Genomic DNA, 23,937 nt, shown 5'->3' with positions numbered 1-23,937 from the left:
GGTCATGAAGCTATCATTAACCGGAAATTATAGCTTGGGTGGAGTAATAACCGTATGGATACTCTGTATATCAGCATTAATCACGACTGTGCAATCCGCAAGGGCGGATGAAGCGCAGAACAGTATTCGAACAATCGATCTTTCAACGTTTCTGAATGGTGAAGTCATTGCCAAACTGACGCTGGATAAACCCTTAGTAAATCTTCCTGTCGGTATGGTGCTCGACAATCCCCACCGGATTTATTTTGACTTCTATAATGTTTCTAACAAATTAGGCAAGAATGTTCAGGAAGCTGCGGAAGGCGATCTGCGTAGTGCCAATATCATCCAAGTAGGTGACCGGACGCGCGTGGTACTAAACTTGGCGAGATTGATGCGCCATGACATACGCGCCGAAAACAATCTCGTATTCATCCGATTAGTGAGCGTGGCGGAAAATTCAGCAAGCAACGCAGTGGTTCGTTTTGCCGAAGAATCTCCAAATAAGCGGATGAATAGCTTGCAGGATATTGATTTTCGCAGAGGCCCCAATGGCGAAGGACGCGTTGAAGTCGACATGACAAAAGCGGGAATGAGCGTTGATGTGCAGCAACAAGGCGAAGATATTATCGTCGAATTTTTTGATACGCTACTACCCGCCAGTTTGATCAGACGCTACGATGTAATGGATTTTGCAACACCGATCCATACCATTGAAACGTTCAAGAAAGGCGATAACGTTCGAATGCTGGTAAAGGCCGGGGGGCGCTGGGAACATTCCGCGCGGCAATCCGGAACGCGTTTTGTGCTGGATGTGCGTGCATTATCGGAAGATGAAGAAGAACAGGCCAAGAGGAAGCGCGTCTATGGCGGGTATACCGGTGAAAGGCTGTCGCTGAATTTCCAGGATGTGGAAGTGCGAGCGGTACTGCAAGTAATCGCCGATTTTACCAATCTGAATATTATTGCCAGCGATTCGGTCGGCGGCAACCTGACATTACGCCTCAAAGACGTGCCGTGGGATCAGGCGCTGGATATTGTGTTGCAAGCGCACGATTTGGATAAACGTAAGAACGGGAACGTGATTTTTGTGGCGCCTCGCAAGGAGATGGCGGATCGGGAACTGCTGGATCTTGAAGCTAAAATGCAAATCACCGAAATGGAACCGCTGCGTTCGGAGATTTATCATTTGAATCACCGCCGGGTCAATTCAATGTCCTTTGAAGGGATGCTCAGTCAACGTGGCACCATCAATATCGATGAGATCAGTAATACCATAACCGTTACCGATATCCCAGTCCGCCTCGAAGAAGTCAGAAAACGCATTCAGAGATTGGATGTTTTTGAAAGACAGGTAATGATTGAAGCGCGTATTGTGGAAGCGATCGAAACTTTCAGCCGTAATTTAGGCGCTCGCTTCGGGATTCAGAACGCCACCGGCCTAGGGGACCAAAGGCTTGGTATTTCAGGCAGCGCGACCGGATCCAGTGCATTAGCCGGAGGCGGCGCGGCCGGAGGAGCGAATAACCTGAATGTGAATTTGCCCGCAGCCGCTGCAACCGGACTGTTGGGCGGTCCCGCCGCGCTGGGATTAAGTCTGATGAAAATCAACAATGGCCGCTTAATCAATCTCGAATTGTCCGCCTTGGAAACAGACAGAAAAGGCAGAGTGATTGCCAGTCCGCGTGTCGTGACTGCGCATGGGATCGAAGCGATCATAGAACAAGGTGACCGGGTTCCCTATCAGCAAGCGACCAGCAGCGGCGCCACCAGTATCCGTTTCATGGATGCCACGCTCAGATTAAAAGTAAAGCCCCTGATTACCCATAATGGCCAGATCGACATGGAACTAAATGTTAATCAAGATAAGATCGGCGTGCCGATCAATCAATTCTTGCCGCCACCGATTAATACCAAACAAGTGACTACCAAGGTACTGGTTGAAAATGGCGGAACGGTCGTGATCGGTGGAATTTTTGACCGGACCGAGAATGAAGTCGTCAATAAAGTGCCGATGCTGGGTGATATTCCGGTACTAGGTAATGTTTTCAAAAATACCTCAAAACAGGACGACAAGCGCGAATTGCTGATTTTTGTAACGCCGCGTATTTTGAGCGATAGCTTGAATTTGCAATAATCCGTTTTTAATCTCCATCCGGAAACCCGATTTGACGCCACGCTTCGTAGGCGATGATTGCCACTGTATTGGATAAATTTAAGCTGCGGCTTGCAGCGACCATCGGTATGCGGATGCGATGCGGTTCCGCAAAGGTTTCCATGACCGGCGCGGGCAGTCCCCGGGTTTCCGAACCAAACACGAATACATCCCCTGGCTGAAAAGCGATTTTGTCGTATCGCTGCGTGCCTTTTGTGGTGATCGCAAACGTGCGGTGATTCTGTAGTGTCAGGCAACATTCATTCCAGTTTTCGTGCACCTTGACGGATGCAAATTCATGATAATCCAGCCCGGCGCGTAATAATTGCTTATCCTGGAGCGGGAAACCGAGCGGTTTGACCAGATGCAATTGCATGCCGGTGTTGGCGCACAGACGAATGATATTGCCGGTATTCGGCGGGATTTCAGGTTGATGGAGAACGATATTGAACATGCTTGTTGGACCACAATGATTACATGGTATGGATTGTTGTTTGATTCAATTCCGGCAGGGTTCTGGCAATTACCCAGTTGCTGATCTCGGCAGCACCCTGCTGACGTAACACGGCAGCCAGTTCATTCAATGAAGCGCCTGAAGTCATCACATCGTCAAGCACTGCGACATGTTTGCCCGATAAGTCGATTGTACAGCCAAACGCTTTGCGGATATTTTTTTGCCGCGCTTTCCACGGTAATCCGGTTTGCGGCGGTGTATGCTTGATGCGGCTGCAGCAATCGGGTAATAGCGGAATCTTCATCTGCTGTGCGAGATACCGGCCGATTTCCATTGCCTGATTGAATCCGCGTTCGCGCAGCCGGATTGGATGCAATGGCATCGGCACAATGATATCCGGTTTTGCGGCGATGGTTTGCAAGCGAGCAAACAGAAGGTTGGCGAGGATCGGTGCAATCGCTAGATTGTTCTGATATTTCAACGATTGGATCAATGCGTCGGCAGGAAAGTCATAACGCAGTGCCGCGATCGTGCGGGTAAACGCCGGCGGAGTTTTTAAACAAGCGCCGCAAATTTCACCGGTCGGCGCCGGCCAAAGGCAAATCGGACAGTAATATGCCGGTAAGCGTGGCAAATGATCGTGACAAGGCTTGCAAAAATCCTCTGATGTATGGACACCGCAAAGGATGCAAGGAGTTTCAGTCAGGAATTGCACAAAATATAATCAGCCGTTTAAAAATGGGCAATGGTAAAATGGGCTGCCCAATGTAGTTTAATCCATTAAGCTATCGGCAAACGCAGGGATTGTTGCAGGACTCAATTAGCTCAATAGGTATACGGATATGAATTTGGATACATCGTCAAACCTCGAAACGAAAACCGAACAAAGCGGTACAACCGGCAATTCCGGACGCATGTTGCGCTGGAGCATCGGGGAAATATTAGCGCTGCTCGATATGCCGTTCAACGATCTGCTTTATCGAGCGCAGACGGTTCATCGGCAGCATCACGACCCAAACGGCGTGCAGTTGTCGACACTGATTTCGGTCAAGACCGGTGGCTGTCCCGAAGACTGCGGTTATTGTCCGCAAGCGGCGCGTTATCATACCGGCGTTGAAAATCAGGCGATGCTGTCGGTCGATGAAGTCGTCACGGCGGCGTCAGCAGCTAAAGCCAAAGGCGCATCGCGGTTTTGCATGGGGGCTGCCTGGCGCGGTCCGAAACAGCGTGATATTGAAAAGATGACGGAAATGATCCGTGCGGTTAAATCACTCGGTATGGAAACCTGTGCAACCCTGGGTTTGTTGAAGCCGGGGCAAGCGCAGCAACTCGGCGAAGCCGGTCTGGATTACTACAATCACAATCTCGATACTGCGCCGGAATTTTATGAGGAAATCATTACCACGCGGCAGTATCAAGATCGTCTGGATACCTTGCAGGATGTGCGCGATGCCGGTATTAATGTATGCTGCGGCGGCATTGTCGGCATGGGGGAAACGCGGGAATCGCGCGCCGGGTTGATCGCGCAACTGGCGAATATGAATCCGTATCCGGAATCGGTACCGATCAATCATCTGGTGCAAGTAAAAGGCACGCCGCTATACGGTACCGCAGCGCTCGATCCGATGGAATTTGTCCGCACCATCGCGGCTGCCCGGATTACCATGCCGAAAGCCATGGTGCGGTTATCCGCAGGTCGTCAGGAAATGTCCGATGCGGTGCAAGCATTGTGTTTTCTGGCAGGCGCCAATTCGATTTTCTATGGTGACAAGTTATTGACCACCGGAAATCCGGAAACCGATCGCGACCGGGCATTGCTGGATAAGCTAGGACTACGCGCACTGTCGTAAATGTTTTCCGGTCTGGCCGAGCAACTACGCGTCCGTGAGCAGCAGGGGTTGCGGCGGATAAGGCAAATCGTCGACAGTCCGCAAGCCAGTCATGTCACGGTCGGCGGGCGGGATTATCTGGCATTCAGCAGCAACGATTATCTCGGTCTGGCCAATCATCCGGCATTGATTCAAGCGGTATGCGAAGGTGCGCAGCGCTACGGCGTTGGCGCCGGTGCGTCGCACCTGGTCAATGGACATTCGGCGGCGCATCATCAGTTCGAAGAAGCGGCGGCTGCATTTACCGGTTTTCCGCAAGCGCTGCTGTTTTCTACCGGTTACATGGCGAATACCGGCGTGGTGACGGCGCTGGCCGGGCGCGACGATGCCGTTTTTGCCGACAAGCTCAATCATGCGTCACTCAACGATGCGGCAATGTTGTCGCGCGCTAAATTTGTGCGGTATCCGCATCTCAATCTGGTGGTACTGGAGAAACGCTTGGCGGCGACCCAAGCGCGGCGTAAGCTGATCATTTCCGATGCGGTATTCAGTATGGAAGGCGATATTGCGCCGATTCCGCAGTTAATTGCTTTGTGCGAGCGCTACGACGCCATGCTGTTGCTGGATGACGCGCACGGTTTCGGTGTGCTTGGACGCCAAGGACGTGGTAGTCTGCATCTACCACCGGCGCCTGCCGTCCATTCTCCACGGGTGGTCTATATGGCTACGCTTGGCAAGGCGGCTGGGGTATTTGGCGCATTTGTCGCGGCGCAGCCGGACGTGATCGAAACCCTGATCCAGTCGGCACGCAGCTATATTTACACCACTGCTACACCGCCGTCGTTGTCGCATGCACTGTTGACGAGTTTGCAATTGATCGGACAGGACGAATGGCGGCGCGAATTATTGGCGCAGCATATTGTGCAGCTTAAACAAGGCTTGCAAGCGTTGCCATGGAAACTGTTGCCGTCCGATACGCCGATTCAACCGCTGCTGATCGGCGCTAGCGTTGATGCGATGAGGGTCAGCCAGGTATTGCGGGAACGCGGCATACTGGTTCCGGCGATCCGTCCGCCGACGGTGCCGCAAGGGACGGCGCGCTTACGCATTTCATTGTCCGCGGCGCATCAGCCGCAAGACATCGCACGGCTAATCGATGCTTTGCACGAACTGGCTACACCGTCATGACCGCGCTGCATATCGAAACATCCGGGCAAGGTTCCGATCTGGTGCTGCTGCACGGCTGGGCGATGCACAGCGGCATTTGGGGCAGTGTGCGCGATTCGCTGGCGCAGCGCTTTCGTTTGCATCTGGTCGATCTGCCAGGGCATGGCCTGAGTCCGATGTGCGAACCGGGAACGCTCGAACATCTGACCGGGATCGTTGCGGATATCCTGCCGCAAAATTGTATGCTCGGCGGCTGGTCGCTGGGCGGGCAGGTAGCGATGCAATTGGCATTGTGCCAGCCGGAGCGAATTGAGAAATTGATTTTGATTTCGACGACGCCTTGTTTTGCTTGGCAGAACGACTGGACATTCGGTATGGATCGCAAACTGTTGCAACTGTTTCTGGAGAACCTGAAACTGAATTATTCCACGACGATCAATCGTTTCCTGACGCTGCAAATGAGCGGCGACCGTGACGCGGGCAAAATTCTGCCGCAACTGCGCAAAAGTTTTTTTCAGCGCGCCGAGCCGGATCCGGCAGCGCTGGAGAAAGGATTGAAGATATTACAGCACAGCGATTTGCGTGGCTGTATCGGTGATATCCGTCAGCCGGTTTTGATCATGCATGGTGACAATGATGTGATTACAAACCCGGCGGCGGCCGACTGGATGCACCGGCAATTGCCGCAGTCGCAATATGTGAAGTTTGAACACTGCGGCCATGCGCCGTTTTTATCGTACCCCGAACAATTTGTAGCGCATCTCAATGATTTCAGAACAAATTCTTGATAAAAAACTGTTGCGCGCCTCGTTTGAACGCGCCGCCGGTAGTTACGACCAAGCAGCGGTATTGCAACGCGAAATCAGCCACCGCATGCTAGCACGGCTGGAATACATCAAATACCAGCCGGACGTGATTCTCGATGCCGGCAGCGGCACCGGATACGGCACGCAGCAATTGACCAAACGCTACCCGAAAAGCCGGTTGATCGCGGTCGATATCGCCTGGACCATGCTCACGCACGCGCGTCCGAATACCGCTTGGTGGCAACGTTTGCTGCCGTTGCAGCAGCGCGGTGACTACGTATGCGGCGATATCGAGCAACTGCCGTTCAAGAACGAAAGTGTCGGCATGATCTGGTCGAATCTGGCGTTGCAATGGTGTAATGACCTGCAGCATACCTTCGCTGAAATGCACCGCATTCTGCGTGCCGACGGGCTGTTGATGTTCAGTACCTTCGGCCCGGATACGCTGAAGGAATTGCGCCAGTCGTTCGGACGTATCGACGGCTACCAGCACGTCAACCGCTTTGCCGACATGCACGATATCGGCGATCTGCTGCTGAATAATCGTTTTTCCACGCCGGTGATGGACATGGAATACATTACCTTGACGTACGACGATGTCATCAGCGTGATGCGCGACCTCAAGGCGATCGGCGCGCATAATGTGATCCAGGGGCGGCGGCAAGGATTGATGGGCAAGAACCAATGGCAGCAAGCGCTCGATGCTTACGAAACGCTGCGCCGCAACGGCAAGCTGCCGGCTACGTTTGAAGTGGTATACGGCCATGCTTGGAAACCCTTCGATCCCCGTTCGATTTTGACGCCGGAAACACGGCGACAATTGGGGTTGCCGCCTTAATATGGGGCAAGGTTACTTTGTTACCGGCACCGATACTGGCGTTGGCAAGACCACTGTCAGTTGCACATTGCTCAGAACTTTTACCGCGCAAGGTAGAAAAGTCGTGGGTATGAAACCGGTGGTGGCAGGCAGCGAAAATGGCCGGTGGTATGATGTCGAACAGTTAATCGCCGCCAGCAACATCCGTGCTGACCGTGAATACGTCAACCCTTACGCTTTCCATCCCCCGATTTCCCCGCATATCGCCGCCCAGCAAGCAGGCGTCGAAATCGACCTCGCGATGATTCAACATGCCTATCAGTCGCTCAGCCGTCAAGCGGATATTGTCATCGTCGAAGGCGCTGGCGGTTTTCTGGCACCACTCAATGCACGGCAAACCGGCGCGGACTTGGCGCGCGCGTTAAATCTTCCGGTAATCTTGGTGGTCGGCATGCGGCTGGGTTGTTTGAATCACGCTTTACTGACCGCGCAAGCGATCCGTGCTGCTGGTTTGCCGTTGGCAGGCTGGGTGGCGAATTGCATCGACTCGCAGATGCTAGTGTTGGAGGAGAATATTTCGACGTTGGAGCAGCGGTTGGAGGGCTCGTTGCTGGGGGTGATGACGTTTACCAACGAGGTAGGTAGTCAACAGCAATCCGGCTTGTTGAACCTTACCAAGCTAGAATTAAAAGATTGATTAAAAAAGTAATTAAACAGTACTTGATTCAACCGGAAAAAAAGAGAATACTTGACAACTGCTTGCAACCGGTTTGATAAATTTTGATTGACCCGTTGCGGCGGGAGTATATAAAACCGATGGCACCAGCTATCTGCAATAACAGGAATGCATTGGGAGCAAAACGAACGAAGTGTCTCACTATTTTCTGAAGTTTTTCTCATACTCCGAGGTGCCAATTTGTTGCCGCTGGCTTCTAAATTGGTTCGATCAATAATAAAAAGGAATAATACTATGTTACATACGCTCGCTCATACGGTTATACGGTTAACTACCGCTCTGTTGATTACTGGTAGCATCAGCTTGTCGGCCTATGCATTCCCAATTGCTGCGCCTGGTACGGAAGGACTGAAAGTAATCGCCACTGGCGGAGAAATCATCGCAACTTATGAAGGTAATTCGGCTGCGTTCAGTAATGATCTTTACTTGGACTCTACATTTATTTTTAATAATCATGCTACTCCGGTTGGCACTTCAGTAAGCTTGGGAACTTTCGCTGCAGGAACTGAATTGCTATTTCGCATGCATGTCAATAATACTGGTTATGATTTCTTTACCGGACCGGGTAGTTTGAATCCCGATGGTTACGCGCATGCTCGCGTACAATCCGACTGGCTTCCGAATACAACGCTGGTCAGTTTCGAAGATCTTTTTAACGGACCATTTGACTACAATGATTTAAGTTTTTCATTTACCAACACGATAGGTGCCGTGCCTGAGCCTGAAACTTATGCCATGTTATTGGGAGGATTAGGATTGATGGGTTATTTTGTGCGCCGTAGAAAACAAGATATCTAGAATAACAAGCTAATCAAATTGGAATAACCCCGTTCATAGTAACGGGGTTATTTTTTAGTAATGCCGCATAATAGTTTATGTTTCAAAATAGCCTGAAAAACTGGTCTCATCAAGTCACCGAAACCAGTAATGCGCTTGATCTCGAACCGGGTGTGTTTACCTGGAACGATCCCTATAAGATCGCATTGTCGTTGAAGCATTCCGCCGACAGCAGCGAGCGGCGCAAGGCGGAGCCGTTCGCGTCGGCGATGGCTATGCTGAATTTCTATATCAACCGGGCGGGAAAGCATTTGTCCGCGCAACAGCGGGAAGTATTGGAAAAAGCCAAGGACGAGCTGCGTGCATTGTATGGAAAGCCGCGTCACGGCGGTTAGTTGCTTGATCGCTTGCTTTAACTGGTATTTGACAGCCGCGAAGCCTTCCAGTAGATTCCGCGCGATAGTTTGTTCATTGATAGATTGTCAGTATTCATGAGTTATCTCGATTTAACCGATCACCAATTCAATCCTAAAAGCCATTGGGATCAGCCGCTGGAAACTGCCAGCATTCCGTTGGCGCGCGATCTGGCGTTGTTCGATCAGAACGGTTACGACCTGACCGATCTCGAACAGCGTTATGCCGAAGCCAACGGGACGCAAGCGCATTCGCACCGGGAGCACCATCATGCATTGAAAGCGCCGTGGTTTACGCAACCGGATCGGGTTGAGGGCGCGGTGTTGAATCACAGCTTGCTGTTCGAGCGCAAGGGGTATGCCGGGGAGGCGCTGCAACAATTGCAGTGTTGGGCGAAAGCCAATCCTCTGATCTACAAGATTATCCGTATCCGCCCGAAATGGGGGCTTGATTTCAGCATCGACTACGCCGACCGCGACGGCAACGTATTCGAAGTGCTGCACTGGGAATACGACGGTTTCAATTATGCCGAAGTCGAATCACGCAAACAGGAACTGGAACCACGATTCGCCGCCATCGACTGGGACGATGCTGCTGCCCGTATCCTGAAACAGAAAGATCAGTGGCATCACCTCGACTTCTTCGCGCAAAGCGATTGGAAGTGCAATTACTTCGGTATCGTCAAGGAACGCTTCAAGATGGTGATCTGGGAGTAGAAAGAAGTTTTGCTGATCTTGATAAATATCGGTATTTACGTGTTTATTCTGAGAGTATCCAGCACCTGGTAGTGTGTTTAGTGCAGCAAAAATTAGTACAACCATCCTATAAAAAAGGTAGTGCTCTCCTATGGTTTCGAAATATACTGTGGGCTACTATTTCTGTGCGAAATAGTTTTAAAATAAACAGATAATTGATCTTTAGGTATATTTCTTTTGTGAGGGAAAAATGATTGCGAATAATAAATTGATTAGAACAGCGGTATGTATTGCAGGACTGGCGGCATTACCGTCAGTTGCATCGGCCGGTTTGAGCGATCACAGTTTTGCATGGACGCACGGTATTGGCAGCGCACAACTGGTGCTGAACGGCAGCACGACGCTTACTGCGACCAATCGCGGCTGGGTTGATGAATTTGGTAATAATAATTTCGGTGGTGCTCTAGGAAACTATATTGTCGGTACCTGCGGTTCATCCGATTCGTGCAGTGGAAGCGACACGTATGCAAATAACTACTTTGCATTCGATCTTCATGGCATTACCGGCGCTACCAGCGCGGTGTTGAATTTGTATCAACCGGCGGTCGGTGAAAATGGCGGCGCGGATGGCGGTTTTCTGAGCCAATCGGCTGCATTGGTGTATACCTTGTTCGATGTTTCGGGTAACCCTTTAACCGATTCCGGTCTTGGAATTTTTGGTGATCTGGCATCCGGTGTTTCTTACGCTTCGATTGCGATTGGTTCATCGAGCAATGGCAATATCGTATCGATTCCACTGAATGCAGCGGCCGTTTCTGCAATTAATGGCGGTACGGACACTTTCTTTATCGGCGGCACGATCAGTCCGGTACCTGAACCTGCCACTTACGGCATGTTGTTAGCTGGTTTGGGATTGCTGGGATTCATGGTTCGCCGTAGAAATCAAGCCGTTTAATTTTCAAACGAATGTCACCGGGTTTCTCCGGTGACATTTTCCATGTTCCACGCATTACGTTACTTTTCATTGCAGCATTTGATTAATTTTCCGGAAAATAGCATTATTCCAATGAAGTGCTGGGTTATCCGCGATCTGCTAAGCCAAATCTTTCATTAACCTTTCTTGTTAACGATTGGTCGATAAGGAATACCATCAGCGTGGATGTTATCGAACTCAAGAATTATGCGGATTTTCTGCAATCGATTGCCACAACCGGTGCCATCGTTGTCGGCGGTATTTGGACTTATTTTTTATTCATCAAGCACCGGCTCAATTACCCACAAATAGAGCTGAAAATCGCCTACGATCAATATGCGCTGGATCACGGTAAAAAGCTGATCCATGCCACCGTCACGATAAAAAATACCGGCGAAGTGATGTTGTATTCGCGATTTGCGGAAATCCGCTTGCGGCAGGTATTGCCACTACCTGCGGATGTAAATGAACGGATTGCTCAGAATTATGATCTGCTATTGCAGGATCAAACCCAGGTTGAATGGCCGTTAATTGCCGCCCGGCAATGGCATTGGGACTCCGGTGAATTTGAGATTGAACCGGGTGAGTCGGATGCATTGCATACCGAGTTTGCTGTCGATGCGAGTGTTACCGTGGTTCAATTTTATTGCTTCATCAAGAATGCGAAAAAACAAAACTTGGGGTGGTCTCTCGTTGAGATGCGCAAGCTGGGATTGGCGGAAAATGAAGAACATACCTGACAGGGACAATCATCGGGATCCGGATAATACCGGAATCAGACAACAAGAACCGGGGCCATCGCAACAACAAAGAAGTATCCGCTGAATATCCTCTGCAGTTTTTCTATCCGGTATTTTTGAAGGTTATTTTCATTCGAACTGAACCAATTGAAAGCAGCATACTCATACATCGCTTTCAATAATTTCAGCGTGTCAGAAAAGCATGTTCTACAAAGAAACATTCAGCCTCATCGCAATTGCGATTACCTTGGCTGCGTTCATTCCTTATATCCGGGAAATCTTCCGGGGTTCGATCAGGCCGCATATTTTTTCCTGGGTGATTTGGGGTGTGACGACATTGCTGATCTTTGTGGCGCAGCTCGAAGATAATGGCGGACCGGGAACGTGGCCGATCGGGGTTTCGGCGAGTATCACTATTTTTATCGCTTATCTGGCGTTTATCAAACGCGCGGATGTCACTATTACACGCGCCGATTGGTTGTTTTTTATCGCGGCGCTGCTGTCGTTGCCGTTGTGGTACTGGACATCCGATCCGTTATGGGCGGTGATTTTGCTGACAGCTATCGATGTCGCCGGGTTCGGGCCAACGGTTAGAAAAGCCTACCAATTCCCTTATTCGGAATCCTTGTTGTTTTTTGCATTGTTTACATTGCGGAATGCACTGGTCATGTTGGCATTGGAGAATCTGACATTAACGACATTACTATTTCCTGCAGTCATGCTGATACTCTGTGTATTGATGATGGCGATGATTGCATACCGCAGACGGGTTTTGTTGGCCTAATCTGACAACCGTGATTGCTCGAAGGGCTTTCACGGCTGTTGTACTACACAGCAGATTCGCTGCTACCATTGTTCATATCAATTGGTTGTTAAAGGTAAACTTTTCTCGAATGAATAAAGTGAATAAGGAAATGTGCAATGGCGTATAAAGAATACAAAGTGTTATACGTGACGGAAGGCGGGTTGGGAACGCTTTTTCTCGGAGCATCGGGTATACCGATCAAGCGGTTGGAAGCGACACTCAACAAGGAAGCAGCCGAGGGTTGGACGCTGGTGTTTCAGTTTGTCGAACAGAAACGGTTTTTATTGTTCTGGAAGCGGGAAGCCGTCATTATCACGCTGGCACGTTGACAATCTCAAGCGCTATGCGGATGAAAAACAAGCAAGCCATCGAACAAGATGAAGAGCGCATTCGCAAAATGGTGCGTGAACTACCGGATGACAAACGGTTATGGTTCTTCCGAGAGGCGGAGAAACAGCTAAAAGATCCCGATACTTATGCAACGCTGAACTTTCTTTTTATCGCCGGTTTGCATCATTTTTATTTGGGAAAATGGGTACGCGGGTTTATCAATCTTGGGATTTTTCTGACTGGTTTCGTGATGTTGTTTACACCATTGTTTGGAGCTGGGTTATTGCTGCTGATTGTCATTACGGCGGTTGAACTGAAAGCGCTGTTTCAGTCGCAAACTGTGGTGCAGGATTACAACAATGGCGTGATGGAACGGATCTACAGGGAAGTTGCCGCGCAGACGGAAGTGTCGCCGGATAGTTAGTGCGTTTGTTTTACGGAAGCTTTGGTAAAAGTCGCAAACAAAAGTTATATAAAGTGCGATCCAGTGAAAAAACGCAATTTAATGAGGTATATGAGCGATTTGAGCCGGGTCCCAGCGCAGCTTCGCTGGGTGTAACGGCTTTTACGATATTTCCCTTGGAATAACAAACCCCGTCTCGTAGACGGGGTTTGTTATTTACAGACTCAACTCTTTTCGGAGAACCAAGCTTTATTCAGTTTCAGGCATGTGCTTTGTTTAAAACATTCCGGATCGCTGAAGCCATTTCATTCGCGGCAAACTTAGCGACATAGGCATCCGCGCCGACTGATTTGACGTGGTTCTCATTGGCTTCGCCGGTGAGTGACGAATGAATAACCACAGGAATCGATTTGAAGCGCTGATCATTCTTGATGTTGCGCGTCAGCGTGAATCCATCCATTTCCGGCATTTCCAAATCGGTGAGTACTAGCGCTACTTTATCTTGGATAGTTTTGCCTTCGGCGTGCGCTGCTTCCGCTATCGATTGTATCTTGGTCCAAGCCTCCAATCCGGTTTTGGTCATTACAAAAGGCGCATTCATTGCTTTGAGACCGTTCTCGATCATGCTGCGGGCAAGGGGTGAATCGTCGGCTGCCAGTATTACTTTCCCTGGCGGAATCGTTAACTTAACGTCGATGTTTTCCATTTCCATACTTCCGGAAGAATCGGGTAGAACATCGCGCAGTATTTGTTCGACATCGAGCACTTGTGCTAAACGCGAATCTTCCCTGTCGCCGTCGAGCCGGGCAATACTGGTTACCAGGTTGCCGCCTTTTCCATCCGCGGCGATGACTTGATTCCATTCCAGACGCGCGATCTCGTTGACTTCCTCAACGGCAAAAGCTTGTGTTGACCGGGCATATTCGGTTACCAGCAGAATGGAAGTTCCTTTTTTCGGCGTGCAACCGACGACTTTGGGTAAGTCAATGACGGTAATGATCTGGCCACGAATATTGGCGACGCCCATGACATATCGAGGAGCATTGGCAACTGCGGTGATGGTTGGCATCACCAGGATTTCGCGTATTTTAAAGACGTTAATGCCGAATAATTCGCGGTGGTCGGTACCCGGAGCTTCTCCCAATCTAAACAGCAATAATTCGAATTTATTGTGAGCTGTCAGGTTTGTGCGTTCGTCAATTTCGTGTAAAGCTGTGCTCATGGCAAGGTCTCCGCAATCGTTGAGTAGGTTAGAATGTGAAGTGTATCTTACGGCTGCTGATGGAAAAGCTTGAAAAAAGAGAAGAAAGCTACTTATTTCACCCTTCAACAAAGAATTACTGCATTGTTTCTTTTGTAATTATTACGAACAATATACCCCGGCTGATACCATGTCTCGTTCGATTGATTTCTATCTATGACCATCTTTCTCGATTATTTGCGGGATTATGTTTTAACGATTGATAAGCGGTTGTTGCTGTTTTGTAGCATCTGGATCGGGATTCTGGTTACTTTGAATTATCAACTAGGGGTCGAGCGCGAGATGATTGCCGGCTTGGGGTCACGCTATTACCAATTTGCAGCGTTGAGCGGGTTGTACTACTGCGCTTTTGTGATTCCTTACTGTTTTGTGATCGTGCGAAGAATGAATCAGGGGGCTTTAACGCCGGTATTCTGGGGCTTGCTGATGTTTGCTCCGCTGCTATTCGCGCTTAAAGTTTGTATTACCAATCCCTTCGAAAATTTAGCGGCGGGCGTTTGGGGTGATTATGTAGCGGCGGTGACGGCATTACCGTTTAGATTGTTGGTAGTGTTGATACCATTGCTGATTTTGGCCATGCATTTACCGGCGCAACAGAGTTTCTGGGGGATGACATGGAAAGGTGTTCAATGGCGGCCTTATATGCTGATGCTGGGATTCATGCTGCCGCTGATCGTTTTTGCCAGCACGCAGCCGGATTTTCTCAATACTTATCCGCGGTTAAAGCAAATTGATTTCATATTGCCGCATACGGAGCATCCGATCATTATTCAGTTATTGTATGAAATCAGTTATGGCTTGGATTTTGTGACCATTGAGCTATTTTTTCGCGGGTTTCTGATTTTTGCTTTTGTCCGCTACGTTGGAGCGGCTGCGATTTTACCGATGGCGGCTTTCTATTGTAGTATCCATTTTGGTAAGCCACTGTTTGAATGTATTTCTTCCTACTTCGGCGGATTGATATTGGGCATTGTCGCGTACCGGACACAATCGATCGCCGGTGGCCTTGCCGTGCACTTGGGAGTGGCCTGGATGATGGAAATTGGCGGTTTTTTGGGGAATCTTACGTTGAAATGAAAAAGATAGTTTGGTTAATACTGGCTTTTACCATCATGGCATGTGCAACATCAGGGCAAAGTCATTCCGATTACCAACAACGCAGATGGCAAGAAGCCAAAATTCCGCATTACCGGTTCGAGTTGCGTATCGTTTGCTATTGCCCTTTCAGGGGGCGCATGCCGCTACGAATCGAAGTTCTGGACGGGCAGGTGGTATCGATGAAAGATGCGCATGGCGGCATCATCACAAAGGCGGATGTTCACTCGGAATATTTTGAGCGTCATGCGACCATTGATCGTCTATTCTCGATATTGCAAACCCACCAAAGTGGTAAGGCGGATCGGGTTACAGTGAAATTCCATCCGGTATACGGTTTCCCGGAACGGATCAATATCGATCGCATAAAGGGCGCTGCGGACGATGAATTGGGATTTATTGTTTCCGGGTTCGAGCGCTTACCTTGACTTTGAGGTGCGATCGGCGGGTTCCGGCTAATTGGCAACTTCACCCGTTTGATTGGCCCAGTCGGAAGCGCGCAATTTGATGCCGTTAAATTCGCGCAAGCTCAAGAATCCTAATCCGGCGAGCGCCGATTCAACGGCGGCATTATCGCCGCTCTCGTCGCCTTCAACCAATTTGAGCGCTTGGCCCAGACGCCCTTCCCGCATCATCAAAGCTTGGTGCATATCGTCCGAGATCCCCAATTTGTTCACAATCTGTTGCATGTCGATGCCTAACAACTCGTCAAGCAAAGATAGAATGCCTACGATGAAAGCCCGCTCCTGATGATTTTTATCGTGCGGACGTTCCGCGGCGGCGATTAATTCCATCAACTTGCCGCGCTCGACGGCGGTTTGCATGCGCCGGTTAACCGCGATGTCTTCCACGGGATTGGAGGTATAGAGCAATAGTTGAATCCATTTCAATAATTGCTCGCGCCCCATCAATGTGATGGCGTGTTTGATCGAATTGATTTTGCGCGGCAGATCCCCGGCTACGGAATTGACCATGCGCATGAGGTGATAACTTAAACCTGGCTGGCGTTTGAATTCCCGTTCAATTTCATCGTGATCGCGATTGTCGGTTACCAGCGTGAGCAACTTCATCAGCGATAATTTTCCGGGGTCCGCGCGTTTGACTGACATAACCTCGGGTTTGGCGAAATAATATCCCTGAAACATTTGAAATCCCAGCTGCTTGCAGCGCATTTCCTGTTCGCGGCTTTCCACTTTCAATGCCAACAGCAGAACGGGCCAGCGTTTCAGAGTGTTTACCAATTTCTCTAATGCATCTATTTCCAGTGACAATACATCAACTTTCACGATGCTGACGATCGGCAACAGCTGCTCTATTTTGCTATCGATGGCAACAATGTTATCCAGTGCGAATTGATAGCCTTTTTGCTTTAATTCGTTGCAGTGCCGCAAGAAATCTTCAGTGATATGATCGGGTACTCTGACCTCTAAAACCACATGTTTACAGGGCAGCAAGCTGATGATATTGCTCATGATCAAACCGGGATCCGCATTGATGAAGCCCCGTTGTTGCCCTAGTACATTTTGGATACCGAAGCGGCCATAGGCGTTAACGATAACATTTGCCGATGCGGATAAGTCATCGGTAACGACCGTTGCTTCCTGGGCTTGTTCCTGGCGGAACAATAATTCATATGCGACCAAGTTTTGATTCCGGTCCAGAATGGGTTGCCGCCCGAGAAAATAATTGTCCATTGCAATCTCCGCATTCATCTGTATTTCAGTAACTTATGCCAAATCAAACACATATTGCCGAAGCCTGGGGGAGTATACGGTAAAGAGCAGGAAAGCCTAAAGCGGGAATAAAAGGGCTTTTCTGGATCAATGGCAAGTTTGGCCATTGCCCGGTGCGTGTGCAAAAGACATCAAGTTTTGCGATGTGTTTGCTGTAAACCTGAAGCGCAGCAAGATTTAACTACTACAGTTGTAGTACTACAGGTGTTTCCTATTAATTGTGTAACGTTATTGTAATAATTGGCGACGGGTATGTGCTCATACCCGATCGGTTTGTTCGTCAAAGGGATTCTCGATAGACCGATTTCTGATTGACATTGGCGGAGTTGTGTTTTTAAACACAGCAACTGGTTTTGAGAAATTTTTCTTGATCATTTTTAAGGAAAGAATAATGAAAACTAAACATACTCTAATGGCTTTATTGGCAGCATATTTAATATCTGCAAATGCCGTACAGGCAAATTGGGATACCAATACTGCTGTCATGTTGGCTACCGCATCGGAATGTGCATATCGAGTTACCAACGAGCGCCAGAGAGATGCTGATCGTATTAATGTATTAAATTGCCTCAAAGATGCCGCAACTGAGAATCCAGAATCCTTGAGAGAAGCTTTCTCGAGACTGAATATTCACTCGGTGGAAGTGTTTTCTTCGCCAGGATCATCTGAGAATGGAGGTGCCGAAATCGATGCGGCGATTCTGCTAAAAATCCCCAATGGTGCGATTATTGCCTTCCGGGGCACGGAGCCGAATAAATCGGATTGGTTGAATAACCTCAAGCTTTTTAGATTTCATGATCTTGACAGGAATACTCGGGAGTTATTGTTTGAAAAAGGCAGGCATGCCGGTTTTGCAAATTCGTTAGAAACTTTGCGCAATAAGATTTTGCAGGATCAAAAAATCTGGCAACCGTTCAAAAATCAAGCGCAGGGAACTTTGTATCTGACAGGTCACAGCAAAGGTGGTGCATTGGCAACGGGCGCCACCGTCGATTTCCGAGAAGATTTTACCGGGGAAGTTATAACTTATACATTTGCCGCGCCGAGATTCTTTACAGCTCGTGGAGAACAAATTAGTAAAGGATTCACTAAACAACCACCGGCTAAAGCCGGTGGGTTTGAGTTACGGACTGAAAGTCCGGATACGCGTCGACTAAACGACGCGTCTTATTCCGGCTCCATTTTAAAATTGTCGTTTGGATTTGGCTCAAAATGATGCTCCAAGTATTGTTTGATCATCTCTTCTGTCATCTGACCTACTGTCACGCAGAAATACCCTCGCGCCCAAAAATGCCTTCCCCAGTACCGCTTCTTCAAGTGAGGAAATTCTTCAAACAGATAGCTCGATGTTCGTCCTTTTAGCCGCCTCATGATCTCACTCGGAGCCATCTCCGGCGGACAACTCACCAGAATATGCACATGATCCTTACTTACTACACCCTGTACAATTCCGATTTCAAATGCTTCACACGTCTGACGAACCAACTCTCGTACTCGTTCTGCTACTTCTCCCTTCAGAATCTTATATCTATACTTCGTTACCCATACAAAATGATATTCAATCTGATAAACCGTATGACTTCCATATCTATAATCCATGCCACACCTCCTGTGTGGCATATTCTCGCAGCTAAAGCTGACCGGCTGAAGCCGGTGGTTTTAACCTTATGATGGACAATAAAGAATCCAATAAAGAATCCAGGCCGGATATATTTGATAATTTATGGCGTTTTGAATATCAATATGATTTTGTTCCGCACGTTCCGCTAGGAAAAGTGACGTATGACATCCTGCTTGAGAAACTGAATAATATTCCGGAAACATTGTTACCGGAAGAAATTTCTCAGCTTAAAGAATCGCTTAGAACGTGGCTGGAGGGCAATAATGTGAATTTTGTGCCGGTCGGAAAATTAATGTACGCGAATTACCAAAATGAGCTGCGCGGCGAAAACCTTTCCGCTTCTTATCCGGAACGCTTTAAGGATGTCGCCGGTAAGTTGGGCCGCAAGGTATTGGAGTTGATCCTGCACCCAGGTGAAGCGAAAGAAATAGTGAAAAATCCGACTAAAAGCAGTTTCTTCATTGAACAACACGCACAATATTTACCTTATCTTAAAGATCTGTCGAGCAACCAAGCAGCTATTGCCCACCCTGAATAAGGTACTGAATACACCGGGCTGGCAAGTAAAACCAAGTGCGATTTACATTTCCGGTGGTCAACGGATGCTTCGCATTTTAAATTGATTCGTAGCACGGATTAATGCTGCTTGTATGCCCGGTTCCCATACCGAGTGCCCGGCGTCGTCGATGATGAGGTATTCCGCTTGCGGCCAGGCATGGTGCAGATCATCGGCGCTGGCGATCGGACAAACCGCATCGTAGCGTCCTTGCACGATGGTTGCCGGGATGTTGTGCAATTTATGCGCGTTATCCAGCAATGAATTTTCCGGCAAAAAGATGTTGTGCTTGAAATAATGCGCTTCCATGCGAGCGAGTCCGAGCGCCACAGTGTCGCCCGCGAAATAACTGACGGTTGCGGGGCTTGGCAATAAGGTCGAGCAAGATCCTTCGTACGTGCTCCAAGCGCGCGCGGCCGGCATGTGGACGGCGGGATCGGGATTCATCAAGCGCTGATGGTATGCGGATAGAATATCGCGGCGTTCTTCAATAGACAGCGGTGCTACGAATTCCCGCCAGGCTTCCGGGAAAAAATTGCGCAATCCATATAAAAACCAATCAATTTCCGGTTTGCGGCACAGGAAAATTCCCCGCAGAATAAAACCAAGGCAGCGCTCGGGATGCGCTTCGCCATAAGCGAGGGCTAATGTGCTGCCCCAGGAGCCGCCAAAGACCAGCCATCGGTCGATTCTCAAGTGCTGACGGAGTAATTCCAGATCGTTGATCAAATGAAGTGTGGTATTTTCCTGGATCTCGCCAAGCGGTAAAGATCGGCCTGCGCCCCTTTGATCGTACACGACAATACGATAAGATGCAGGATCGAAAAAGCGCCGGTGGGCTGGAGATGCTCCGGCGCCCGGTCCGCCATGAAGAAATACCACCGGTGTGCCGGAAGGATTGCCGGATACTTCCCAGTACATGGTGTGGATGTTATCCAAGGTCAGCATGCCTTGCTGATAGGGTTGGATTTCGGGATAGAGCGTGGTTTGATGGTTCATGATATGAGTACAGATGCCGTTAATGAATTTGGTTAAAAAAGCTGAAAAGAGTGATAAACAGCACAGAGTTCAAAATATAAATGAATTATAGTTCTGTTATATTGCTCGACAGGCGGGTTACTGTATTTATGTTATAAGGAATATCATATGCCTAATACCATCTTGAGAGAACAAGAAGTTTCCATGCTGCGCGAAGAAATGGAAATTCTAATGAGTGAGCGTCAGAGTCTTTTGAATGCGACTGGCGCTGCAGCTGTTTTTGTGGCTAAACTGGATAGTTCGATATTGCCGGATTCGGCATGTCAGGCGGCGAAAATTTTATCCAGTTCGTTAAATAACTTACCAGAAGAGACCTTACGGGATGCGCTGGAGAGGGTGAAATCAGAATTTGCAGTTCGAGCATGAGCAACAACAAGATTCAGGTGCGCCCAGAGTCGGTTTGGTTCTGACCGGAGGGGGTGCTCGCGCAGCTTATCAGGTAGGAGTGTTACGAGCGATTGCGGAATTATTGCCGGATAAACGCCGTAATCCTTTTCCCATCATTTGCGGTACTTCCGCTGGTGCGATTAATGCAGCCAGTATTGCAGTTTCGGCAAGCAATTTTGGTGAAGGCGTTGAAAGACTGGAAGCCGTCTGGTCGAATTTTCATGTCGACCAGATCTACCGGTCCGATTTCCTGGGGGTGCTGCATAATACCCTGCGTTGCATGCTTTCTTTGGTATCGGCCGAATACGGTCAGCATCATCCGATTTCCTTGCTGGATAATTCCCCCTTAGAAGCTTTATTAAGAAACCGCTTCTCTTTTCGTACGATTCAGCATTCCATCCGTTCCGGCTCTTTATATGCACTCGGTCTTACCGCATGGGGCTATACCTCTGGCCAATCAGTCACTTTTTATCAGGCGGCTAAAGCAGTGACTCCCTGGAAAAGAGCCCAAAGATTGGGGATTCCGGCTGAGATCGGAGTTGGACACCTGATGGCTTCATCGGCAATACCATTTATTTTTCCAGCGGTAAAACTGAACCGGGAATTTTTCGGCGACGGTTCCATGCGTCAACTGGCGCCGATTAGTCCAGCGTTGCATTTGGGAGCGGATAAAGTATTGATAATCGGTGTGCGCAAGCCCGTGACCGATGAACCGAAGCGTGTCAGCGTATCGGGTTATCCGCCATTTGCGCAGATTGCCGGGCATGCGCTGAACAGTATCTTTGTCGATAGTTTGGACGTGGATTTGGAGCGTTTGCTGCGTATTAATGAAACCTTAAAACTGATTCCTCCGGCAGCATTCAAAGAAAAAAATATTTCATTGCGGCCCGTCGAAGCAATGATGATCGCGCCTAGCGAAGGTATCAATGAGATCGCGCAAAAATATGCGAGTACTTTACCTTGGATTATGCGTTACTTATATCGTGCGATCGGTGCGATGGGGCCGAATGGGTCGACCTTACTGAGTTACGTGCTGTTTGAAATGGCTTTTTGCCATGATTTAATCGAATTGGGTTATAACGATACGCTTCAGCAGAAAACGGAATTGCTGAAATTTATCGGAATTCAGGATAGCGAGAACCGGGCGGAACGCTCGTAGCATTTCCCATACTTAATTAAATATTTCTTAGGAAAGTTGATGGCATTTGATAGTCCGCAGTTTTGGTTAGCCGTGCTGCAAATTATTGCGATTGATATCGTTTTAGGTGGCGACAATGCGGTAGTCATTGCGTTGGCTTGCAGACGCTTACCGGATAAGCAGCGCAAGCTCGGGATTTTCTGGGGTGTCGCAGGTGCAATTGTGCTGCGTGTTGTGCTGATCTTTTTTGCATTGAATCTGCTAACCATTCCTTATCTGAAGGTTGCGGGCGCGGCATTGCTGGTTTGGATTGGTATCAAGCTATTACAGCCTGAATCGGAAGGCAGTCACGAAGTAGACGCCAGCACCACGCTGCTGGGCGCTATCAAAACGATTATCGTCGCGGATGCGGTGATGAGTCTTGATAATGTGATTGCCATTGCGGGGGCGGCAAAGGACGAAATCAGCTTGGTGATTTTTGGATTGGTGATCAGCGTACCGATCATCGTTTGGGGTAGTCAACTGGTAATGAGGGTCATGGATCGATATCCGGTCACGATTGCAATCGGTGCAGGGTTGCTGGGGTGGATTGCGGGCGATATGGCGGTAACCGATGTGGTTACCAAGGAATGGGTTGATGTGAATGCGAATTTTCTGCACTGGATCGCTCCCGCTGCCATGGCAATCGTGGTAATTGCCGCCGGTAAAACGCTGGCCGCTCGTAAGCGGGCTGAAGCGAGACCGATCGTTGATCTGGCCGATGAAGACAATTCCAGGCAATAACCTGGATAGATAAATAGAGGATATCATGCTGAAAATACTGTTGCCTGTTGATGGCTCTGAATGCTCGAAAAAAGCTGTAGCTGATTTTATTCAATTGCTCGATTGGTACAAGGAAATACCGGAGTTTCATCTGCTTAATGTTCAATATCCGCTCGATGGAAATGTGTCATTATTCATCAATCAAGCGGATATCAAGCAATATCATCAAGAGGAAGGCTTGAAAAACCTGCATGAAGCTCGCGACATATTGGATCAGGCCGGGATTGCTTACCAGTTTCATATTACGGTGGGTGATCCGGCTGAGATGATCGTGCGATTTGCCACCGAAAAGCAATATGATCTGATCGTAATGGGGCCACGCGGTAGAGGTGGTTTAAAAGGATTACTTTTGGGGTCCGTGACCAGCAAAGTGATGCAGCTGTCGCAGATACCCGTCTTACTGGTTAAATAATTCTTTCTCTGGGCTAGTCCGTTGAAACTGAGAATTTTGGGATGCAGCGGCGGTATCGGCGGTGGGGCGCAAACCACGGCGATGCTACTGGATAACGATATCCTGATTGACGCCGGGACGGGGGTCGGAAATCTGAGTGTCGAAGAGATGACCAAGATTGATCACGTTTTTGTGACGCACGCACATTTGGATCATGTGGCTTTCATTCCTTTTCTGGTGGATACGGTCGGTTCATTACGCACGAAACCGTTGACCGTTCATGCCATTCAAGCGACGCTGACGGTACTGCAGAAACATTTATTTAATTGGCACTTATGGCCGGATTTCACAAAAATTCCGGATGCGGATTTCCCTTATATGCGCTATGAAGCGCTATTGCCGGGACAAGCTGTCGCTCTGAATGGCCGGAAAATCATACCGCTTCCGGCGAATCACACTGTTCCGGCAGTAGGTTATCAATTGGATTCCGGTCATGCCAGCCTTGTTTTTACCGGCGATACCACCACACATGACGCATTCTGGCCGATCGTGAATAAAATCTCGAATTTAAAGTATTTGATCATTGAATCCGCTTTTTGTAATGAAAAAAGAGCAATCGCCATCCGATCCAAACATCTTTGTCCCAGTTTATTGATGGAAGAATTGGAAAAGCTGGAGGGTGAAGCGGAAATTTTAATTTCACATTTAAAGCCCGGCGAAGCGGATATCACCATGAACGAAATCCGGCAATGCCTGGCAAGATTTCATCCGAGACGATTGGAAAACAATCAATCACTTGAATTTTAGGAAGCGAT

At 48.8% G+C, this 23,937-nt stretch carries 29 protein-coding genes; 23 read left to right on the top strand and 6 right to left on the bottom strand.

Annotated features, from left to right (window positions below; translation table 11 throughout):
• The first annotated feature begins 4 nt into the window (after window positions 1-4).
• Window positions 5-2,116, top strand: coding sequence for a type IV pilus secretin PilQ (locus RBH92_RS11460; RefSeq protein WP_307932175.1), 2,112 nt, complete (start codon window positions 5-7; stop codon window positions 2,114-2,116).
• A 7-nt stretch (window positions 2,117-2,123) separates the two neighbouring features.
• On the opposite strand, the gene trmL is transcribed toward RBH92_RS11460, so the two are convergent.
• Entirely contained in the window at window positions 2,124-2,588 is a 465-nt protein-coding gene (trmL, locus tag RBH92_RS11455) for a tRNA (uridine(34)/cytosine(34)/5-carboxymethylaminomethyluridine(34)-2'-O)-methyltransferase TrmL (RefSeq protein ID WP_307932174.1), read from the bottom strand.
• 19 nt (window positions 2,589-2,607) lie between these two features.
• The gene (locus tag RBH92_RS11450; RefSeq protein ID WP_307932173.1) at window positions 2,608-3,222 is read right to left on the bottom strand and encodes a ComF family protein; all 615 of its coding nucleotides are present in this window, start codon (window positions 3,220-3,222) and stop codon (window positions 2,608-2,610) included.
• Window positions 3,223-3,430: 208 nt separating this feature from the next.
• Between RBH92_RS11450 and bioB the strand changes: the two genes are divergently transcribed.
• The 13 genes from bioB (at window position 3,431) to RBH92_RS11385 (ending at window position 13,101) form a co-directional block, all read left to right on the top strand.
• Complete coding sequence (bioB, locus tag RBH92_RS11445; RefSeq protein WP_307932172.1) at window positions 3,431-4,438, top strand: biotin synthase BioB; 1,008 nt, start codon at window positions 3,431-3,433, stop codon at window positions 4,436-4,438.
• Entirely contained in the window at window positions 4,439-5,605 is a 1,167-nt protein-coding gene (gene bioF / locus RBH92_RS11440) for an 8-amino-7-oxononanoate synthase (protein WP_307932171.1), read from the top strand.
• Window positions 5,602-6,372, top strand: coding sequence for a pimeloyl-ACP methyl ester esterase BioH (gene bioH / locus RBH92_RS11435; protein WP_307932170.1), 771 nt, complete (start codon window positions 5,602-5,604; stop codon window positions 6,370-6,372). Before bioF ends, bioH begins: the two co-directional genes overlap by 4 nt.
• Window positions 6,350-7,228, top strand: a complete 879-nt coding sequence (bioC, locus tag RBH92_RS11430) for a malonyl-ACP O-methyltransferase BioC (protein ID WP_307932169.1) — start codon at window positions 6,350-6,352, stop codon at window positions 7,226-7,228. The genes bioH and bioC overlap by 23 nt, the downstream gene beginning before the upstream one ends.
• 1 nt (window position 7,229) lies before the next feature.
• On the top strand, window positions 7,230-7,904 hold the full coding sequence (gene bioD, locus RBH92_RS11425; RefSeq protein WP_307932168.1) for a dethiobiotin synthase: 675 nt from the start codon (window positions 7,230-7,232) through the stop codon (window positions 7,902-7,904).
• A gap of 273 nt (window positions 7,905-8,177) precedes the next feature.
• The gene (locus RBH92_RS11420) at window positions 8,178-8,741 is read left to right on the top strand and encodes a PEP-CTERM sorting domain-containing protein (RefSeq protein WP_307932167.1); all 564 of its coding nucleotides are present in this window, start codon (window positions 8,178-8,180) and stop codon (window positions 8,739-8,741) included.
• A 77-nt stretch (window positions 8,742-8,818) separates the two neighbouring features.
• Window positions 8,819-9,115 (top strand): DUF3175 domain-containing protein, encoded by a 297-nt coding sequence (locus RBH92_RS11415; protein WP_307932166.1) that lies wholly within the window; start codon window positions 8,819-8,821, stop codon window positions 9,113-9,115.
• 96 nt (window positions 9,116-9,211) lie between these two features.
• Window positions 9,212-9,850 (top strand): hypothetical protein, encoded by a 639-nt coding sequence (locus tag RBH92_RS11410; RefSeq protein WP_307932165.1) that lies wholly within the window; start codon window positions 9,212-9,214, stop codon window positions 9,848-9,850.
• 229 nt (window positions 9,851-10,079) lie between these two features.
• Window positions 10,080-10,784, top strand: a complete 705-nt coding sequence (locus RBH92_RS11405) for a PEP-CTERM sorting domain-containing protein (RefSeq protein ID WP_307932164.1) — start codon at window positions 10,080-10,082, stop codon at window positions 10,782-10,784.
• 200 nt (window positions 10,785-10,984) lie between these two features.
• Window positions 10,985-11,542, top strand: a complete 558-nt coding sequence (locus tag RBH92_RS11400) for a hypothetical protein (RefSeq protein WP_307932163.1) — start codon at window positions 10,985-10,987, stop codon at window positions 11,540-11,542.
• A 202-nt stretch (window positions 11,543-11,744) separates the two neighbouring features.
• Window positions 11,745-12,326 carry a hypothetical protein gene (locus tag RBH92_RS11395; protein ID WP_307932162.1) on the top strand — a complete coding sequence of 194 codons (582 nt, stop codon included), beginning with the start codon at window positions 11,745-11,747 and terminating at the stop codon, window positions 12,324-12,326.
• 137 nt (window positions 12,327-12,463) lie between these two features.
• Window positions 12,464-12,676 (top strand): DUF4177 domain-containing protein, encoded by a 213-nt coding sequence (locus RBH92_RS11390; RefSeq protein WP_307932161.1) that lies wholly within the window; start codon window positions 12,464-12,466, stop codon window positions 12,674-12,676.
• Window positions 12,673-13,101 carry a TM2 domain-containing protein gene (locus RBH92_RS11385; protein WP_307932160.1) on the top strand — a complete coding sequence of 143 codons (429 nt, stop codon included), beginning with the start codon at window positions 12,673-12,675 and terminating at the stop codon, window positions 13,099-13,101. The genes RBH92_RS11390 and RBH92_RS11385 overlap by 4 nt, the downstream gene beginning before the upstream one ends.
• 238 nt (window positions 13,102-13,339) lie before the next feature.
• Here RBH92_RS11385 and RBH92_RS11380 read toward each other — a convergent pair whose 3' ends face one another.
• Window positions 13,340-14,302 carry a chemotaxis protein gene (locus RBH92_RS11380; RefSeq protein ID WP_307932159.1) on the bottom strand — a complete coding sequence of 321 codons (963 nt, stop codon included), beginning with the start codon at window positions 14,300-14,302 and terminating at the stop codon, window positions 13,340-13,342.
• Window positions 14,303-14,497: 195 nt separating this feature from the next.
• On the opposite strand from RBH92_RS11380, the gene RBH92_RS11375 reads away from it, so the two are divergent.
• Together RBH92_RS11375 and RBH92_RS11370 are read left to right on the top strand one after the other, a co-directional pair.
• The gene (locus tag RBH92_RS11375) at window positions 14,498-15,418 is read left to right on the top strand and encodes a CPBP family intramembrane glutamic endopeptidase (protein ID WP_307932158.1); all 921 of its coding nucleotides are present in this window, start codon (window positions 14,498-14,500) and stop codon (window positions 15,416-15,418) included.
• The gene (locus RBH92_RS11370; RefSeq protein WP_307932157.1) at window positions 15,415-15,864 is read left to right on the top strand and encodes a DUF6174 domain-containing protein; all 450 of its coding nucleotides are present in this window, start codon (window positions 15,415-15,417) and stop codon (window positions 15,862-15,864) included. The genes RBH92_RS11375 and RBH92_RS11370 overlap by 4 nt, the downstream gene beginning before the upstream one ends.
• Window positions 15,865-15,891: 27 nt before the next feature.
• On the opposite strand, the gene RBH92_RS11365 is transcribed toward RBH92_RS11370, so the two are convergent.
• Complete coding sequence (locus RBH92_RS11365) at window positions 15,892-17,130, bottom strand: EAL and HDOD domain-containing protein (RefSeq protein ID WP_307932156.1); 1,239 nt, start codon at window positions 17,128-17,130, stop codon at window positions 15,892-15,894.
• 367 nt (window positions 17,131-17,497) lie between these two features.
• On the opposite strand from RBH92_RS11365, the gene RBH92_RS11360 reads away from it, so the two are divergent.
• Entirely contained in the window at window positions 17,498-18,385 is an 888-nt protein-coding gene (locus RBH92_RS11360) for a lipase family protein (protein WP_307932155.1), read from the top strand.
• Here RBH92_RS11360 and tnpA read toward each other — a convergent pair.
• Window positions 18,337-18,768 carry an IS200/IS605 family transposase gene (tnpA, locus tag RBH92_RS11355; RefSeq protein ID WP_307931469.1) on the bottom strand — a complete coding sequence of 144 codons (432 nt, stop codon included), beginning with the start codon at window positions 18,766-18,768 and terminating at the stop codon, window positions 18,337-18,339. The genes RBH92_RS11360 and tnpA overlap by 49 nt on opposite strands.
• Window positions 18,769-18,836: 68 nt before the next feature.
• Here tnpA and RBH92_RS11350 point away from each other — a divergent pair, with 68 nt between their 5' ends.
• A complete protein-coding gene (locus RBH92_RS11350) occupies window positions 18,837-19,328 on the top strand; it encodes a hypothetical protein (protein ID WP_307932154.1) in 492 nt (163 codons plus the stop codon).
• A gap of 57 nt (window positions 19,329-19,385) precedes the next feature.
• On the opposite strand, the gene pip is transcribed toward RBH92_RS11350, so the two are convergent.
• Window positions 19,386-20,345: a prolyl aminopeptidase gene (gene pip / locus RBH92_RS11345; protein ID WP_307932153.1), complete on the bottom strand. Its 960-nt coding sequence runs from the start codon at window positions 20,343-20,345 to the stop codon at window positions 19,386-19,388.
• A gap of 147 nt (window positions 20,346-20,492) precedes the next feature.
• On the opposite strand from pip, the gene RBH92_RS11340 reads away from it, so the two are divergent.
• From RBH92_RS11340 to RBH92_RS11320, 5 genes are read left to right on the top strand one after another with little or no spacing between them, the layout of a single operon-like run.
• The gene (locus tag RBH92_RS11340) at window positions 20,493-20,750 is read left to right on the top strand and encodes a hypothetical protein (RefSeq protein WP_292924361.1); all 258 of its coding nucleotides are present in this window, start codon (window positions 20,493-20,495) and stop codon (window positions 20,748-20,750) included.
• Complete coding sequence (locus tag RBH92_RS11335; RefSeq protein ID WP_307932152.1) at window positions 20,734-21,930, top strand: patatin-like phospholipase family protein; 1,197 nt, start codon at window positions 20,734-20,736, stop codon at window positions 21,928-21,930. Before RBH92_RS11340 ends, RBH92_RS11335 begins: the two co-directional genes overlap by 17 nt.
• Window positions 21,931-21,969: 39 nt before the next feature.
• Window positions 21,970-22,692, top strand: coding sequence for a TerC family protein (locus tag RBH92_RS11330; RefSeq protein ID WP_292924357.1), 723 nt, complete (start codon window positions 21,970-21,972; stop codon window positions 22,690-22,692).
• A 25-nt stretch (window positions 22,693-22,717) separates the two neighbouring features.
• On the top strand, window positions 22,718-23,143 hold the full coding sequence (locus tag RBH92_RS11325) for a universal stress protein (protein WP_292924355.1): 426 nt from the start codon (window positions 22,718-22,720) through the stop codon (window positions 23,141-23,143).
• Window positions 23,144-23,164: 21 nt separating this feature from the next.
• Entirely contained in the window at window positions 23,165-23,929 is a 765-nt protein-coding gene (locus RBH92_RS11320; protein WP_307932151.1) for a 3',5'-cyclic-nucleotide phosphodiesterase, read from the top strand.
• The last annotated feature ends 8 nt before the right edge of the window (window positions 23,930-23,937 follow it).

The sequence above is a fragment of the Nitrosomonas sp. sh817 genome, assembly GCF_030908545.1.
Taxonomy (GTDB): Bacteria; Pseudomonadota; Gammaproteobacteria; order Burkholderiales; family Nitrosomonadaceae; genus Nitrosomonas.
This window is presented reverse-complemented; position numbering and strand designations above follow the sequence as displayed.

Excerpts from the sequence above, each read along its gene's own strand:
- RBH92_RS11340 (WP_292924361.1), top strand. The coding sequence starts at position 20,493 with ATGCCTAATACCATCTTGAGAGAACAAGAAGTTTCCATGCTGCGCGAA.
- bioD (WP_307932168.1), top strand. The coding sequence starts at position 7,230 with ATGGGGCAAGGTTACTTTGTTACCGGCACCGATACTGGCGTTGGCAAG.
- RBH92_RS11330 (WP_292924357.1), top strand. The coding sequence starts at position 21,970 with ATGGCATTTGATAGTCCGCAGTTTTGGTTAGCCGTGCTGCAAATTATT.
- RBH92_RS11375 (WP_307932158.1), top strand. The coding sequence starts at position 14,498 with ATGACCATCTTTCTCGATTATTTGCGGGATTATGTTTTAACGATTGAT.
- RBH92_RS11395 (WP_307932162.1), top strand. The coding sequence starts at position 11,745 with ATGTTCTACAAAGAAACATTCAGCCTCATCGCAATTGCGATTACCTTG.
- RBH92_RS11410 (WP_307932165.1), top strand. The coding sequence starts at position 9,212 with ATGAGTTATCTCGATTTAACCGATCACCAATTCAATCCTAAAAGCCAT.
- bioB (WP_307932172.1), top strand. The coding sequence starts at position 3,431 with ATGAATTTGGATACATCGTCAAACCTCGAAACGAAAACCGAACAAAGC.
- trmL (WP_307932174.1), bottom strand. The coding sequence starts at position 2,588 with ATGTTCAATATCGTTCTCCATCAACCTGAAATCCCGCCGAATACCGGC.
- RBH92_RS11350 (WP_307932154.1), top strand. The coding sequence starts at position 18,837 with ATGATGGACAATAAAGAATCCAATAAAGAATCCAGGCCGGATATATTT.
- pip (WP_307932153.1), bottom strand. The coding sequence starts at position 20,345 with ATGAACCATCAAACCACGCTCTATCCCGAAATCCAACCCTATCAGCAA.
- RBH92_RS11370 (WP_307932157.1), top strand. The coding sequence starts at position 15,415 with ATGAAAAAGATAGTTTGGTTAATACTGGCTTTTACCATCATGGCATGT.
- tnpA (WP_307931469.1), bottom strand. The coding sequence starts at position 18,768 with ATGGATTATAGATATGGAAGTCATACGGTTTATCAGATTGAATATCAT.
- RBH92_RS11365 (WP_307932156.1), bottom strand. The coding sequence starts at position 17,130 with ATGGACAATTATTTTCTCGGGCGGCAACCCATTCTGGACCGGAATCAA.
- bioC (WP_307932169.1), top strand. The coding sequence starts at position 6,350 with ATGATTTCAGAACAAATTCTTGATAAAAAACTGTTGCGCGCCTCGTTT.
- bioF (WP_307932171.1), top strand. The coding sequence starts at position 4,439 with ATGTTTTCCGGTCTGGCCGAGCAACTACGCGTCCGTGAGCAGCAGGGG.
- RBH92_RS11415 (WP_307932166.1), top strand. The coding sequence starts at position 8,819 with ATGTTTCAAAATAGCCTGAAAAACTGGTCTCATCAAGTCACCGAAACC.
- RBH92_RS11405 (WP_307932164.1), top strand. The coding sequence starts at position 10,080 with ATGATTGCGAATAATAAATTGATTAGAACAGCGGTATGTATTGCAGGA.
- RBH92_RS11460 (WP_307932175.1), top strand. The coding sequence starts at position 5 with ATGAAGCTATCATTAACCGGAAATTATAGCTTGGGTGGAGTAATAACC.
- RBH92_RS11325 (WP_292924355.1), top strand. The coding sequence starts at position 22,718 with ATGCTGAAAATACTGTTGCCTGTTGATGGCTCTGAATGCTCGAAAAAA.
- RBH92_RS11380 (WP_307932159.1), bottom strand. The coding sequence starts at position 14,302 with ATGAGCACAGCTTTACACGAAATTGACGAACGCACAAACCTGACAGCT.
- RBH92_RS11420 (WP_307932167.1), top strand. The coding sequence starts at position 8,178 with ATGTTACATACGCTCGCTCATACGGTTATACGGTTAACTACCGCTCTG.
- bioH (WP_307932170.1), top strand. The coding sequence starts at position 5,602 with ATGACCGCGCTGCATATCGAAACATCCGGGCAAGGTTCCGATCTGGTG.
- RBH92_RS11390 (WP_307932161.1), top strand. The coding sequence starts at position 12,464 with ATGGCGTATAAAGAATACAAAGTGTTATACGTGACGGAAGGCGGGTTG.